Genomic DNA, 14,229 nt, shown 5'->3' on the forward strand with positions numbered 1-14,229 from the left:
CGACGATTCCCATCTGCATTGCTCAGTCCTTCGAGGTGTGGTGCGGGCGGGAGGGACTGTTGTCCTCACGCAACAGCCGGAGGACGACGCTGTTGTCCAGATCGCCGAGGCCTCGGTCGTCGATCGCCGCGTACAGGCGGGCGACGGAGGTGGACAGCGGCAGCTCGACGTGCGCGTGCGCGGCACTGTCCAGCACGAAGCCGAGGTCCTTGTGGAGATAGCGGGCGGGGCCCGAGGGGGTGAAGTCGCTGTCGGCGAGGTGACGGCGCTTTTGCGCGAGCACCTCCGAGGAGGCGAGTCCGCCGGCCAGCACCTCCAGCAGGGCGGCCGGGTCGAGGCCACCGTGCTCGCCGAGTACGACGGCCTCGGCGAGCGCCACGAGGGTGCCGGCCACGACGAGTTGGTTGCAGGCCTTGGCGAGCGATCCGGCTCCGATGTCGCCCATGCGGCGGACGGTCGAGCCCATGGCGGTCAGGTACGGACGGACGCGGTCGACGGCGTACGGCGTTCCGCCCGCCATGATCGACAAGGTGGCGTCCTGGGCGCCTGTCACGCCACCGCTGACAGGAGCGTCGACGACGGTGACGCCGGAGGAACGCAGTTCCCGGGCCAGGGCACGTACGGCGACGGGGGAGACGGTACCCATGACGACGAGGGTGTCCATCGCCTCGCCCGGCGCGGCGGTGCCCAGGCCTGCGAGCAGTCCGTCCGGGCCGGCCGACACGTCCCGGACCTGAGGCAGATCGGGGAGCATGGTGATGACCGTACGGGCGCCGGCGGCGACGTCGGCGGGTTGGCCGGCCGCACGGCAGCCGGCGGCGACGGCGGCGTCGAGTGGGACGCGGCCCCGGGCCCACACGAGGACGTGGAAGCCGGCCTTCGCGAGGTTGGCCGCCATGGGAAGGCCCATCGCGCCGAGCCCCACGAAGCCGACCGTGCCGGGAGGCTGAGGCGGGGAGGTCACGGACGGACCCCTGCCGGTGCGTGCTGCCCCGTGTCCGCCGCGAGGGCGCCCAGCCGTTCGGAGAGGTACGGGTGGCCGAGCACGTCCCGGTTGACGACGAACCGCGGCAGGCGGCCGGTCGCCACCTCCAGGACGGCCCGGACCGCGCTTCCGCCGTTGCCGGCGGACATCTCGTCGGTCCACGCGAGGCTGTGCGGACTGAGAACGACGTTGTCCATGGAGAGCAGCGGGTTGTCGGCGCCGGGAGGCTCGGACTCGAACACGTCCAGTCCGGCGCCGCGGATGCGGCCGGCGCGCAGAGCGTCGATCAGTGCCGCCTCGTCCACGATCGGCCCGCGGGCGACGTTGAGGAGCACGGCCGAGGGCTTCATCAGGGCCAGTCGGCGGGCGTCCACGAGGTGATACGTCTCCTCGGTCAGCACGCACATCACGATCACCGCGTCGGCCTCGGCCATCACGGTGTCGGCGTCGGTGAGACGCACGCCGAGTTCGCGGGCCGTTTCCGGCGGGCAGTAGGGGTCGTAGGCGATGACCTCGGTGTCGAACGGCCGCAGCAGACCGACCAGGTCGCGGGCGGTGTTGCCAAGCCCGAGCAGGCCGATCCGGCGGCCGGTGAGCCCGAGCCCCATCCATTGCTCGCGCTCGGACCAGCGTCCCTGACGCACCAGCCGGTCCTTGGCGGTGACGTTGTGCAGGACCGCCAGCAGCATGGTGAGGGCGGCGGTGGCGACCGGGCGTCTGGCGCCGTCGGGGGTGATGGTGACCAGGGCGCCGTGGCGCGTGCAGGCGTCGAGGTCGACGGCGTCGTAGCCGACGCCGAAGCGGGCGAAGAGAAGCGGGGGCCGCGTGACGCCGTCGAACGTGCGGGCGGTGACGGCGGGGCCGGCGAACAGGACGGCGTCCAGGCCGTCGATGTCCGGGGCGAGGAGTTCGCCGGTGTCCCGCGGGAGGTAGTGCCAGGGGATCCCGGCGGCGTCCAGCTCGCTGAGCCGGATGTCGCCCCACACGTTGTGTCCGTCCGCGTCGCGGAAGTCACGGCTGACCCCGACGGTGAACCGGCCCTCCGCCGGCTGGGAGCTCGTCATCACAGCACCGCGACCGGGTTGACGGGCGAGCCCGTGCCACCGGGGACGTTCAGTGGTGCCACGACCAGCAGGAACTCATAACGGCCTTCGGCTGCGCAGGCGGCGGACAACGCCTCCAGGTCGAGGTTGTCCAGCAGCGGTAGGCCCATGGCGGTGAGAGCGAGGGCGTGCACGGGGGAGTGCAGCCCGTCGACGGGGGAGGGGCGCACGTCGCTGTCGCCGTCGCCGCCCAGCAGGGAGATTCCGCGCTCGGCGAGGAGGGGTACGGCGTCCACGTGGAAGCCGGCACTGGCGTTGTCGGGGTTCCAGGCGCCGAGTTCCGCACGGCGTCGGAAGTGGCCGGAGCGCAGCAGCACCGCGTCGCCCTCGGCGATCGTCACGCCGAGCGCCTTCTCCGCGGCGAGCACGTCCTCGGCGTGCACGGCGGTTCCCGGCTCGAGCCAGTCGGTGCCGAGGACGGCGGGCAGGTCGATCAGAACGCCCTTGGTGACGAGGGGCCCCAGGGCGGAGACCGCGCCGAAGTGGGCGCCGGCGGCGTCGACCACTTCGCGGGCCGCGCGGCCGTCGTAGAGCTGACCGCGGTACGCGATGTGGGAGAGCGCGTCGAGGTGGCTGACGCCCTTGCCGTGGTAGTCGACCGCGATGAAGTCCTTGTGGCAGGACGGCTCCGGGGCCTCGACGTCGCCGAGATCGGACATGTAATGCAGAGCGGGCTTGCCGTTGTCGGGGCCGGGAACCGTGTTCCAGGGCAGAGCCATGGGGACGGTGACGCCGCTGCGGACGAGGGCGGTGGCTCGCTGGACATGGGCGGGGGTGACCCGGTTCCACGCACCGCGGTCGGCGGGGGACCACGTGCCCCAGGTCCGAACGGAGTCGAAGAGGGAATCGAAGTCCTCGCGGGACAGGCGGGGGCCGTTGTCGGGCGGAGGTGGCGGGGAAGGGGGTGGGCTGCTGGTCATGAGCTGCTCAGCGCTCCAAGGCTCGGAGGGTGTCGTCGATCGGCCCGGAAGGCGCGCTACGGTCAGGAGACTCGGCGAATCTCGATGGCAAAGCGCACGGCGACGGCATTGTCGTTCGGTGACAGACGAGAGACAATAACAACATGCTGAACGACGAACAGAATGATGGGTGGAAACGACGGTGAGCGCAAGCGACCCGGGAAGCCTCGTCCCGGCGGTGACCCGAGCGGTGGCGATTCTCGACGTCCTCGGCGAGGCGGAGGGCCGGCCGCTGTCGGTCAGTGACATCGCGCGCGCCCTGGGCCTGCCGAAGTCCTCGACGGGGAATCTCTGCGCCTCGCTGGAGGCGGCGGGCATGATCACGCGCAATGGCACAGGCTTCGGCCTCGGGCGCAAGCTGGTGGAACTCGGTGGCCGCTACCTGTCCACGGTCGACCAGTTGCGCGACTTCTACGAGCTGTGCCGGCGCAGTGCGCACATCTCGCGGGAGACCGCCCGGGTGGCCGTTCTGGACGGTCTGGACGTTCTCTATCTGGCCCGTTACGACGGTACTCAGCCGTTGCGGCTCACCGCCAACATCGGCGACCGCTTCCCCGCCAACTGCACGGCGACCGGGAAGGCGATCCTGTCGACGCTGGATCCGGCGGTGGCCGAGGACCGGTTGCGCGGCCGCACCCTGCCCGCGCTCAGTGAGCGCTCCCTCACCTCGGTGCCCGCGCTGCTGGAGGACCTCGCGGCGACCCGGGAGCGCGGCTACGCGGTCGACGACGAGGAGGCCACCGCGGGCGTCCTGTGCCTGTCCGTGCCGGTCACCGGATTCCGCACCGACTCGGCCCCCTTCGCGATCAGCGTCACCGTGCTGAAGGCGCGACTCGACGACGACTTCCGTGAGGCGCTTCTGAAGGACCTGCGCGCCATCGCGGCAGGGCTGGAGAACCCCATGCTTCCGCGAGGGCTGACGGCGGGGGGCGGATGAGGTGACATGGGCTGCCCGCTGGTGCGGGGGGCCCATGGCGATCGGGACAACGGCGGCCGTACGGAACTTCTCCGTACCGCCGCCGTAACTTTGGAGCAATCTATGGCGACGGGAGTATTGACCAGGATGCTGTAACGAGTTCAGGATTCTGGTCGAGCCGTTGGATCGGTCCTCGGCCTGCAAATCCCCGGAGAAGTCCGTGAACGACGCTCCCGACGACACAGCCTCCAGTTCTCCGTCGCGCGACGGGGGAGTGGCCTCCCGTCCGCTCGTGACGATCCGCGGACTGCGCAAGCGGTTCGGCGGAACCCTCGCCCTCGCCGATGTGGACCTCGACGTTCAGGCAGGCAGCGTTCTCGCCCTATTGGGCCATAACGGTGCGGGAAAATCCACACTTATCAAGATCCTTGCCGGTGTCTATCGCGCCGACGAGGGCCAGGTCACCGTCGCCGGTCACCCGCTCGGCTCCGGCGCCGCGTCCACCGAGATGTCCTTCATCCACCAGGACCTCGGCCTCGTGGAGTGGATGACGGTGGCCGAGAACGTCGCCCTCGGCACCGGTTACCCCCGCCGCGCCGGGCTCGTCTCCTGGCGGCAGGTACGCCGGCGCTGCACCGAGGCCCTGGAGATAGTCGCCGGCCACCTCGACCCGGACGCGGCCGTCGCCGACCTCACCCGCGCCGAACGCTCCCTCGTCGCCATCGCCCGCGCACTGGCCACCCGCGCACACCTCATCGTCCTCGACGAACCGACCGCCAGCCTTCCCGCCGCCGACTGCGCCCGGCTCTTCGACGTCCTGCACACCCTGCGCGACCGCGGCCATGCCATCGTCTACGTCAGCCACCGCCTCGACGAGGTCTACCAGGTGGCCGACCGCTTCGCCGTCCTGCGCGACGGCCGCCTCATCAGCCAGGGCCTCCTGGCCGACCACGGCCCGGACCGGATCGTGCACGACATCGTCGGCCGCGAGCCGGAGGGCCACCGCCCTCCCGGCCCCCGGGCGACCGGCACCCCCGCCTCCACCGTGCTGCACCTGACCGGCGTCACCACCGAGGGCGCCGGCCCCGTCGAACTGGAACTGCGCACCGGGGAAGTCCTCGGCATGGTCGGCCTCACCGGAGCCGGGCACATGGATCTCGGCCGTGCTCTGGCCGGGTCCCGGCCCTTCACCGGCGGCGAGGTGCTGCTCGACGGCAAGCCGTACCGCCCCCACTCGGTCGCCGCGGCCGTCGACGCGGGCATCGGCTTCGTCACCAGCAACCGCCAGGAGGAGGGCTGCGCCCTCGAACTCACCGTGCGCGAGAACTTCCTGGCCAACCCCCGCGCGGACGCCCGGGCCCCCTGGCGCTGGATCAGCCCCGCACGCGAACGCGCGGAGGCCAGGTCGCTCGTCGAGCGGTTCGGCGTGCGCCCGGCCGACTCCGAGGCCCCGATCGCCACTCTCTCCGGCGGCAACCAGCAGAAGATCATGATCGGCCGCTGGCTGCGCCTGAGCCGCCGCGTGGTGATCCTCGAGGAGCCGACCGCCGGCGTCGACGTCGGCGCCAAGGCCGAGATCTACCGGCTCCTGGACGACGCCCTCGCCGAAGGGCTCGCCGTCCTGCTCATTTCCACCGACTTCGAGGAGGTCGCCGACGTCTGCCACCGCGCGCTGGTCTTCGTCCGGGGCCACGTCACCGCGGAACTGTCCGGCGACGCCCTCACCGTCACCGAACTCACCCACGCCGCGTCGGCCATGCCGGCGCTGACCGGAACGGGCAACCACTGATGGCCACCGAGACCCCATCCACCCGCAGAGCCCAGCGGTCCACGACCGGCGGCGACGCCAAAACGCCCAGGAGCAGGCGCACGACCGGCGCCGCCCCCGGCGGACCGTCCCGAGGCCGGGGTGGCGGCCGACTGCGCGGCCACGTCATCGGCACCTACGGCCTGCTCACCCTCACCGTCCTGCTCTTCCTCGTCTTCTCCTTCGCCCTGCCGGACACTTTCCCCACCCTCGACAACATCTCGTCGATCCTGTCCAACCAGTCGATCCCGGCCATGCTCGCCCTCGGCGCGATGATCCCCATCGTCACCGGCAAGTTCGACCTCTCCGTCGGCTACGGCCTCGGCCTCGCCCACGTCCTGGCCATGCAGCTCATCGTCAACAACGGCTGGCCCTGGCCGCTGGCCTGCCTCGTCGTCATCGTCGGCGGCGGCGTCATCGGCGTGTTCAACGGGCTGCTCGTCGAGTTCGCCAAGATCGACTCCTTCATCGCCACCCTCGGCACCGGCAGCGTGCTGTACGCCTGCACCGGCTGGATCACCGACGGCGCGCGCATCGTCCCCGGCCCGAGCGGACTGCCCCCGGCCTTCACCGACCTGTACGACTCGAAGTTCCTCGGCCTGCCGGTACCCGCCTTCTACGTCCTCGGCCTCGCCGTCATCCTCTGGCTGCTGCTGGAACGGCTGCCGCTCGGCCGCTACCTGTACGTCATCGGCTCCAACGCCCGCGCCGCCGACCTGGTCGGCATCCCCACCCGCCGCTACGGCATCTACGCCTTCGCCGGATCCGGGCTCGTGGTCGGCTTCGCCGGCGTCCTGCTCGCCGCCCAGCAGCAGATCGGCAACCCCAGCGTCGGCATGGACTACCTGCTGCCCGCCTTCGTCGGCGCGCTGCTCGGCTCCACCGCCATCAAGCCCGGTCGCGCCAACGCCGCCGGCACCGTCGTCGCCGTCGCCATCCTCGCCATCGGCCTCGCCGGCATCCAGCAGCTCGGGGCCGAGTTCTGGGCCACCTCCCTGTTCAACGGCGGCACCCTCCTCCTCGCCGTCGGCCTGGCCGGCTACTCCGCCCGCCGCCGACTGCGCGCCGGGGCCGACGCCACCCGCACCTCACTGTCCGGACCGTCGGCGTCCGCGCCGCCGGCAGCCTCCGTGCAGACCTCCGTCGCCGCCGCGGAATCCGCGCCCCCACCGCCGTCCACGACGACGGACTAGAACCACCGAACCCCACGTACAGCCCAGGCGGCCCGTCGTCCGGACGTCACCCGCCCTCCCCGTACATCAGCAAGGAGCCCGTCCGTGTCGTACCACCACACCCGCAAAGCGCCCCTGAGAGCCGTGGCCGCATGCGCCGTGGTCACCGCGTTCGCCGCAGGCTGCACTCGAGGGTCGGAGGTCGGCACCGCCAGCGCCGTCGCCGACTCGAAGGCCGGCTGTCCCGCGGTCCTCGCCACCGCCAAGACGGCGGTCAAGGCCGCGGAGGACGCCAACGCTCCCTGGGACGGCCCGACCACCGGCCCCAAGGCGGCAACGGGCAAGACCATCGTCTACGTCGCCCAGAGCATGACCAACCCGGGAGTCGCCGGCGCCGCCGGCGGCGTCAAGGAAGCCGCCAAGGCCATCGGATGGACCGTACGGATCATCGACGGCCAGGGCACCCCGGCCGGCATCCAGGCCGCGCTCAGTCAGGCCGTCGCCGTCAAGCCCGACGGAATCGTGCTCTCCGGCTTCGACCCCAAGTCGACAGCGCAGCAGGTCGCCCAGGCCAACGCCGCAGGCATCCCCCTCATCGGCTGGCATGCCGTGGACGCCCCCGGCCCCAGCACGGACCCGAAGCTCTTCAGCAACGTCACCACCAAGGTGCAGGATGTCGCCAAGATCAGCGCCGACTGGATCATCGGCCAGTCCAACGGCCGGGCGGGCGTGGTGGTCTTCACCGACGCGTCCATACCCTTCGCCAAGGGCAAGTCGGACCTGATCGAGAAGGAGCTCGCCACCTGCTCCGACGTGAAGGTCCTGACGACCTCCAACATCCCCATCGCGGACGCCAGCAACCGCACGCCGCAGGAGGTCTCCGCGCTGCTGTCCCGCTTCGGCGCCAAGTGGACCAGCTCGGTGGCCATCAACGACCTCTACTTCGCCGACGCCGCCCCAGCACTACGGGCAGCGGGCAAGCAGGGCAATCAAGCCCCCTTCAACATCGGCGCGGGCGACGGCGACCCGTCCGCCTTCCAGCGTGTCAACAGCAAGCAGTTCCAGTCGGCGACGGTTCCCGAGCCGCTGTCCGAGCAGGGCTGGCAGATGATCGACGAGTTCAACCGCGCCTTCGCCGGCAAGCCCGCCAGCGGCTACGTCGCTCCGGTGCACATCGCCACGGCCGCCAACAGCGGCGGCAAGTCCTCCTGGGACCCCAGCGGGTACCGCGAGGCCTACCGGAAGCTCTGGGGGAAGTGACCCGAGCAAGCTGGGCCACACCCTGAGCACCACCCCAGGCTGCCCCTCCCGCCCTCCCCGGCGGGAGGGGCAGCGCCGCGTCTCCGTCGTCCTACGCTGTGCCCGGTGCCGTGCCGGCCAGGTAGACGGTGTTGGCCGAGGTGCCGCCCTGCAGGGGGTTGTCGAAGTCGACGACGTGGGCTGCCGACTGTGCGAAGACCTCCCTGAGTGCGGAGGTGAACTCCTCGTCGGGCGGGTCGTTCGACCACAGGGCGAACACCCCGCCGGGGTGGAGGTGTTCGGCGAGGGCACGGAGCCCCGTAGGCTGGTAGAGCGCGGCGTGCCGGGGATGGAGCACATGGCGCGGTGAGTGGTCGACGTCCAGCAGGATGGCGTGGAAGCGGCGGCCCGGCTCCTTGGGATCCAGACCGCCGGGCTCGGCGGCCAGCGCGAAGAAGTCGCCGTGCACCAGGCGGCAGCGGGCGTCCGACGTCAGCCGGGCCCCCAGGGGCACCAGGTGCCGCTGGTGCCAGTCGATGACTTCGGCGAGCGCGTCGATCACGATCAGCGAGCGCACCCGGGGGTCGTCCAGCGCCGCCCGGGCGGTGTAGCCGAGCCCGAGTCCGCCGACGGCGACGTCGAATTCGGCCCGTTCGGTGTCCGGCAGCTGCGCCAGTGCGAGTTCCGTGAGCGCGATCTCCCCGGTGGTGAAGAGGCTGGACATCAGGAACTCGTCGCCGAGTTTCACCTCGTACACGTCGTCTCCCGAGACCGGGTGACGGCGCCGGCGCAGACTGATCTCACCGATCGGTGTCGGTTGCCAGTCGATCTCCTCGAAGCGCCGGCTCATCCGCTCACCCTTCTGACGTTCGTTCGTGGACGCATGAGTGACGCAGCATGGAAGCGGTGAGCCGGGGCGGCGGCCGTCTCAGGCGTCGATGACGACCGGGATGATCAGTGGCCTGCGGCGGTGGGCGCGGAACGCCCAGTTGCCCACGGCGCGGGCGATGAGCTGTTCGAGCTGGTGGGCGTCGCCGACGCCTTCCTGGGCGGCGGTGGCCAGCGTCTTCTCGATGACGGGGATCACCGGCTCGAAGGTGGCCTCGTCGTGGACGAAGCCGCGGGCCAGGAAGTCCGGGGGCTCGGCCAGCGCGCCGGTGTCGGCGTCGACGAGGGCCACGACCGTGATGACGCCCTCCTGGGCAAGGGTGACCCGGTCCTTGAGGGACGCTTCGGTGGCGCCGCCGACTTCCATGCCGTCCACGTAGACGTTGCCCGCGGGCACCTTGCCGACGATGGAGGCGCGGCCGTCGACGAGGTCGACGACGACACCGTCCTCGGCGATCACGACGCGCTCGGGGTCGACGCCGGTACGGATGGCGAGGTCGGCGTTGGCCCGCAGGTGACGGAACTCGCCGTGCACGGGCATGACGTTGCGGGGCCGGACGATGTTGTAGCAGTAGACGAGTTCCCCGGCGCTGGCGTGGCCGGAGACATGCACCTTGGCGTTGCCCTTGTGCACGACGTTGGCGCCCCAGCGGGTCAGGCCGTTGATCACCCGGTAGATGGCGTTCTCGTTGCCGGGGATGAGGGAGCTGGCGAGCAGGACGGTGTCGCCCTTGCCGATACGGATCGCGTGGTCGCGGTTGGCCATCCGCGACAGGGCGGCCATCGGCTCACCCTGAGAACCCGTGCACACCAGGGTGATCCGGTGGTCCGGCAGCTTCTCCAGTTCCTTGGCGTTCACGACCAGACCGGACGGCACCTTGAGGTAGCCGAGGTCGCGGGCGATGCCCATGTTGCGGACCATCGAACGGCCCACGAAGGCCACCTTGCGACCGTGCTGGTGGGCGGCGTCCAGGACCTGCTGGATGCGGTGCACATGGCTGGCGAAGCTGGAGACGATGACCCGCCGCGGGGCGGTCCGCAGGACCTGCTCGATCGCGGGGTTCAGTTCCCGTTCGGAGGTGGTGAAGCCGGGGACCTCGGCGTTGGTGGAGTCGGTGAGGAACAGGTCCACGCCCTCCTCGCCGAGGCGGGCGAAGGCGCGCAGGTCGGTGATGCGGTCGTCCAGCGGGAACTGGTCCATCTTGAAGTCACCGGTGTGCAGCACCAGGCCGGCCCGGGTCCGCAGGGCCACGGCGAGGCCGTCCGGGATGGAGTGGTTGACGGCCACGAACTCGCAGTCGAAGGGGCCGAAGCCGCGCCGGTCGCCCTCCCGCACGCGCACCGTGCGGGGGCGGATGCCGTGCTCCTTGAGCTTGGCCTCCAGGAAGGCGAGAGTGAGCTTCGAGCCGACGACCGGGATGTCCGAGCGCTCCCGCAGGAGATACGGCACGCCCCCGATGTGGTCCTCGTGGCCGTGGGTGAGAACGACGGCGACGATGTCGTCGAGGCGGTCCCGGATCGAGGTGAAATCGGGAAGGATCACATCGACGCCGGGCTGGTTCTCCTCGGGGAACAGCACGCCGCAGTCCACGATCAGCAGCTTGCCGGCATGCTCGAAGACGGTCATGTTCCGGCCGATTTCGCCCAGACCACCCAGGGCGGTCACCCTCAGTCCGCCTTCGGGCAGTGGCGGGGCGGCTTTGAGTTCTGGGTGCGGATGGCTCATACCCTCACGTTACCGGAGGGTCTGCCGGGGTGATCCACTGCCTGCACGGTCGACGCGAGGCGCGGTGCGACGCCGGGCGCCCCGGCCACCGCCCGACCGGCCGGCTCATGCGCGTGCCTGTGCACCTGTCAGACGTCGAAGCGGCGGCGGACGGCCTCGATGTGACCGCGGAACTGGTGGGGCCATCCGCGCATGCCGTCGACCGTGGCTCGCAGGCTCGGCCCGGCTCGGTGAGGGTGTACTCGACCTGGGTGAGCACCTTGTGGCTGACACCCTCGACCTCGTTGCGCAACTCGCTGCAGCGCAGGGTGCGCTCTCCGAGAGCTTCGATGATCAGGAACGCCCGCTTGTCGGCGACGTCCGAGAAGATCTCTTGTGCGAGAGGGTCCGCGCGCCTCAGGTCCGCGTCTACGGGACCACACCTTGAACCGCGCAGGAGCTCACCCGCCGAAGGAAGGCCTCGGTGTGAGCCCCGCTATCAGGCCTGCCAGGGCCGCGCGCGAGGAGACGCCCGTCTTGCGGTAGACGCGGGAGATGTGGGTCTCGACCGTGCGGCGGCTCAGGCAGAGTCGTTCGGCGATCGCGGGGCTGGTGAGGCCGTCGGCGACGAGGTCGGCGATCTCCCTTTCCCGGACGGTCAGTTGGGCGAGCAGGCGCAGCGGTCCGTCGTCGGCGGCGGCCACCGCCGGACCGACGGCCTCGGCAAGCACAGTCAGTATTCCGCAGCCACCGGCAGCGGCGAGCCGCCGCCCGCGGTGCCAGGCCGCCTGCCCGCGCCGCGCACCGCGCGGATCCGCCGCCAGCAGAGGGGCGCCGAAGAGCAGGGAGAACGCCTCCCAGAACACCGCTCCGCTGCGTGCGCTCTCCTCGGCCGCCGCCTCGAAAAGGTCCCCCGCGGCCCCGTCGTCACCGAGACCGAGGCGTAGCTGCGCGGCGCTGCGCATGGCCGAGGCACGCTGCACGGGCAGATCGAGTCTCTCGGCCTCCGCGTGGGCCCGCTCGGCCCAGTCGGTCGCCGCGTCCAGGTCACCCATGGCGACGGTGGCGGTCACCAGGACCTCAAGGAACAACGGGCGCATGGAGGGCTGCATCTGCCGCAGGCCGGGACCGCCGGCACGCAGTACCGCCTCCCGGGCGCGGGCCGGGTCTCCGGCCGCGAGCGCCGCGTAACCGAGCACGCACCAGGCGATGGACGCCCACCAGTTGACGCCTCCGCCTGCCGCGGCCACGGCTTCCTCGGCGGTGGCCAGTGGCCGCGGATCGCCGGGCGGGCAGGCGTCCACCAGGGCGTGGGCCCTGGTCGCCAGGACGAAGGCGAGCAGCTCGTCGCTGCCGATGCCGCGGGCTATGTCCTCGGCCTCCTCGGACAGCTCCACCGCCGACGCGAGCCGGCAGGTCTGGATGCGTACGTGGGTCTTGCACAGCAACAGGTGGGGCAGGAGGTAGAGCTGGCCGGTACGACGGGCTATGGCCAGCCCGCGATCGGCGTGCCGCTCGGCGTCGACGAAGCGCTCCAGGAACGCCTCCGCCCAGGCCAGCCGGACCAGCGGCTCGCACAGGTCGGTCAGATCGCCGTCCGGCAACGAGTCCACGAGGGCTGCCGCCCGGCGAGCGAAGTCCTCCGCCGCGGCCGTCTCCCCCTCGTACGCCTCTCCCAGTGCCGCGACGCTCAGCGCACCCGCCACCCCCGTCTCGTCTCCGAGGCGACGGGCCACCTCCAGGGTGCGTGCCACCTCGGAGCGCACCGCCGGGTACGAGGTGTCGTGCGGGGCTGATGCGCCCAACTCCAAGCCCAGCGCCACCTGGTCGGCGAGCGAGGGAGCGGGATCGGTGCGGTGCAGTTCGCGGTGCAGCAGGGCGGACGCCTCCGCGTACCGGCCCAGATGGCGCTCCATGACGGCGCACAGCACGACAGCGGACGCCCGCGACCCCGTCCCGTCTGCCGGGTCGGGCAGGGCGATCACCTGGTGCAGCAGGTCGCGGCTCTCCCGGAGCCGACCGCCGACGCCCAGCGCCCGGGCCCGCCGCAGCATCAACTCGCGCCGTCTGCTGGCGTGTTCCGGCGTGTGCGGAAGGTGCCGCAGCACCACCTCCAGCCAGTGCGCGCTGCTTGCGGGCGCTGTGTGCGCGGCCTGCGCGGCTGCCTCGTCCAGCACGGCCGCCGCCCGCGGATCCCAGCCGGACAGTGACTGCTCGGCGTGGTGCGCCTGTTCGGCCAGCGGGGCTCCGGTCCGGGCGAGTTCGGCGCCGACGAGCCGGTGGGTCTGCGTGCGCAGCCAGGGGTCGGTGCCGTCGCGGACGAGGCTGCGCAGCACGGGGTGGCGCAGCGCGATCCGCCCGTGCGCGCCGGTGCGCAGCAGGTCGCGCCGGGTCAGTACGGCGAGGTCCTCGGCCAGTTGTCCCGGCTCGTGGCCGGTCACCGGGCCGAGCAGCGCGGGCGTGGCGTGGTCGCCCAGCGCCGCCACCACTTGGACGAGTCGGCCCTGCGACGGCGTGAGCGGGGCGAGCTCGTCGAGCAGCAGCGCCCCGAGACCGGTCGTGGACAGCCGGCTCACCGACGCGCCCTCGCGGTGCGCCTGGAGCAGGGTCAACAGGTACAGCGGGTTGCCCCCGCTCGCCGTGAAGAGCCGAACGGCCTCGTCGCTGGCCAGGTGGGGGGCGAGCAGCTCGATGCCCTCCCGCTCGTCGAGCGGGCCCAGGACCGTCCGCCGCACGGTGCCGGTGTCCGTGCCACGGGTGAGGGTCGCGGTCAGGGATGCGGGGCTCTGCCGGTCGCGGCGGGCCAGGACCAGCAGGACACGGGCGCGCACGGGGTGGCGTACGAGATGGTCGAGGAGTTCCAGGGACGCGGCGTCCGCCCAGTGCATGTCGTCCAGGACCACGACCAGCGCGGACCCCGCGGCGTGCGTCAACAGGTCGGCGGTGGCCCGGTGCAGGTGGAAGCGGTCCGTGCGACGGGGAGCGCCGCTGAGCACCGGGGCGACCTCGGCGGCCGCAGGGAAGGACTCCACGGCCTGCGGGTCGAGGTCGCAGAAGGCGTCGGTGAACGGCTGGAAGGGGATGTGGTGTTCGTACTCCGTCGCCCGGCCGCGCAGCACCGTCGCCCCGCGTCGCGTCGCGCCCAGGCACAGTTCATGGACCAGCCGGCTCTTGCCGATGCCCGCCTCACCACTGATGTCCAGCACCGCCGGGCGCCCGGGCACGTCTCCGACCAGCTCCGCCAGCAGCCGCTCCACGCGCGCGAGTTCAGCGTCTCTGCCGACCAGCGGTGTCCGTTGCGTCGTCATGCCTCATGCCCCCCACGGCAGTTGGTGCCCCCGCACATCCTGTCGTACGCCACTGACAACCTGCGGGTTCGTGTCCGCGATCTCACACCGCACCGACGCGAGGCGCCCGACCACGCCAGATCCTGCCTCGTCGCCGTGCTGCGAACC

The 14,229-nt window shown here is 71.7% G+C and carries 10 protein-coding genes and 1 pseudogene; 4 read left to right on the forward strand and 7 right to left on the reverse strand.

Annotation, left to right across the window (positions count from 1 at the left end; all coding sequences use genetic code 11):
• Window positions 1–22: 22 nt before the first annotated feature.
• From BFN33_RS12010 to BFN33_RS12020, 3 genes are read right to left on the reverse strand one after another with little or no spacing between them, the layout of a single operon-like run.
• Window positions 23–964 carry an NAD(P)-dependent oxidoreductase gene (locus BFN33_RS12010; RefSeq protein ID WP_069759936.1) on the reverse strand — a complete coding sequence of 314 codons (942 nt, stop codon included), beginning with the start codon at window positions 962–964 and terminating at the stop codon, window positions 23–25.
• On the reverse strand, window positions 961–2,049 hold the full coding sequence (locus tag BFN33_RS12015; RefSeq protein ID WP_069759937.1) for an NAD(P)-dependent oxidoreductase: 1,089 nt from the start codon (window positions 2,047–2,049) through the stop codon (window positions 961–963). The genes BFN33_RS12010 and BFN33_RS12015 overlap by 4 nt, the downstream gene beginning before the upstream one ends.
• A complete protein-coding gene (locus BFN33_RS12020) occupies window positions 2,049–3,008 on the reverse strand; it encodes a cyclase family protein (protein ID WP_069759938.1) in 960 nt (319 codons plus the stop codon). The genes BFN33_RS12015 and BFN33_RS12020 overlap by 1 nt, the downstream gene beginning before the upstream one ends.
• 181 nt (window positions 3,009–3,189) lie before the next feature.
• Between BFN33_RS12020 and BFN33_RS12025 the strand changes: the two genes are divergently transcribed.
• The 4 genes from BFN33_RS12025 to BFN33_RS12040 all read left to right on the forward strand — a co-directional run bounded on the left by BFN33_RS12025 (window position 3,190) and on the right by BFN33_RS12040 (window position 8,202).
• Window positions 3,190–3,984, forward strand: a complete 795-nt coding sequence (locus BFN33_RS12025) for an IclR family transcriptional regulator (protein WP_256122727.1) — start codon at window positions 3,190–3,192, stop codon at window positions 3,982–3,984.
• Window positions 3,985–4,183: 199 nt separating this feature from the next.
• Window positions 4,184–5,752, forward strand: coding sequence for a sugar ABC transporter ATP-binding protein (locus BFN33_RS12030; RefSeq protein WP_069759940.1), 1,569 nt, complete (start codon window positions 4,184–4,186; stop codon window positions 5,750–5,752).
• The gene (locus BFN33_RS12035) at window positions 5,752–6,963 is read left to right on the forward strand and encodes an ABC transporter permease (protein WP_069759941.1); all 1,212 of its coding nucleotides are present in this window, start codon (window positions 5,752–5,754) and stop codon (window positions 6,961–6,963) included. Before BFN33_RS12030 ends, BFN33_RS12035 begins: the two co-directional genes overlap by 1 nt.
• Window positions 6,964–7,047: 84 nt before the next feature.
• The gene (locus BFN33_RS12040) at window positions 7,048–8,202 is read left to right on the forward strand and encodes a substrate-binding domain-containing protein (protein ID WP_370743275.1); all 1,155 of its coding nucleotides are present in this window, start codon (window positions 7,048–7,050) and stop codon (window positions 8,200–8,202) included.
• 91 nt (window positions 8,203–8,293) lie between these two features.
• Here BFN33_RS12040 and BFN33_RS12045 read toward each other — a convergent pair whose 3' ends face one another.
• From BFN33_RS12045 to BFN33_RS12055, 4 genes and pseudogenes are all read right to left on the reverse strand, one after another.
• Window positions 8,294–9,031, reverse strand: a complete 738-nt coding sequence (locus BFN33_RS12045) for a spermidine synthase (protein WP_069759942.1) — start codon at window positions 9,029–9,031, stop codon at window positions 8,294–8,296.
• A 78-nt stretch (window positions 9,032–9,109) separates the two neighbouring features.
• Window positions 9,110–10,795: a ribonuclease J gene (locus BFN33_RS12050; RefSeq protein ID WP_069759943.1), complete on the reverse strand. Its 1,686-nt coding sequence runs from the start codon at window positions 10,793–10,795 to the stop codon at window positions 9,110–9,112.
• 128 nt (window positions 10,796–10,923) lie between these two features.
• Window positions 10,924–11,231: pseudogene (locus tag BFN33_RS54240) on the reverse strand (winged helix-turn-helix transcriptional regulator).
• 4 nt (window positions 11,232–11,235) lie between these two features.
• Window positions 11,236–14,082 carry an AAA family ATPase gene (locus BFN33_RS12055; RefSeq protein WP_176742369.1) on the reverse strand — a complete coding sequence of 949 codons (2,847 nt, stop codon included), beginning with the start codon at window positions 14,080–14,082 and terminating at the stop codon, window positions 11,236–11,238.
• Window positions 14,083–14,229: the final 147 nt, after the last annotated feature.

Source organism: Streptomyces sp. LUP47B (genome assembly GCF_001746295.1).
Classification (GTDB): Bacteria; Actinomycetota; Actinomycetes; order Streptomycetales; family Streptomycetaceae; genus Streptomyces.

Excerpts from the sequence above, each read along its gene's own strand:
- BFN33_RS12015 (WP_069759937.1), bottom strand. The coding sequence starts at position 2,049 with ATGACGAGCTCCCAGCCGGCGGAGGGCCGGTTCACCGTCGGGGTCAGC.
- BFN33_RS12020 (WP_069759938.1), bottom strand. The coding sequence starts at position 3,008 with ATGACCAGCAGCCCACCCCCTTCCCCGCCACCTCCGCCCGACAACGGC.
- BFN33_RS12035 (WP_069759941.1), top strand. The coding sequence starts at position 5,752 with ATGGCCACCGAGACCCCATCCACCCGCAGAGCCCAGCGGTCCACGACC.
- BFN33_RS12045 (WP_069759942.1), bottom strand. The coding sequence starts at position 9,031 with ATGAGCCGGCGCTTCGAGGAGATCGACTGGCAACCGACACCGATCGGT.
- BFN33_RS12050 (WP_069759943.1), bottom strand. The coding sequence starts at position 10,795 with ATGAGCCATCCGCACCCAGAACTCAAAGCCGCCCCGCCACTGCCCGAA.
- BFN33_RS12055 (WP_176742369.1), bottom strand. The coding sequence starts at position 14,082 with ATGACGACGCAACGGACACCGCTGGTCGGCAGAGACGCTGAACTCGCG.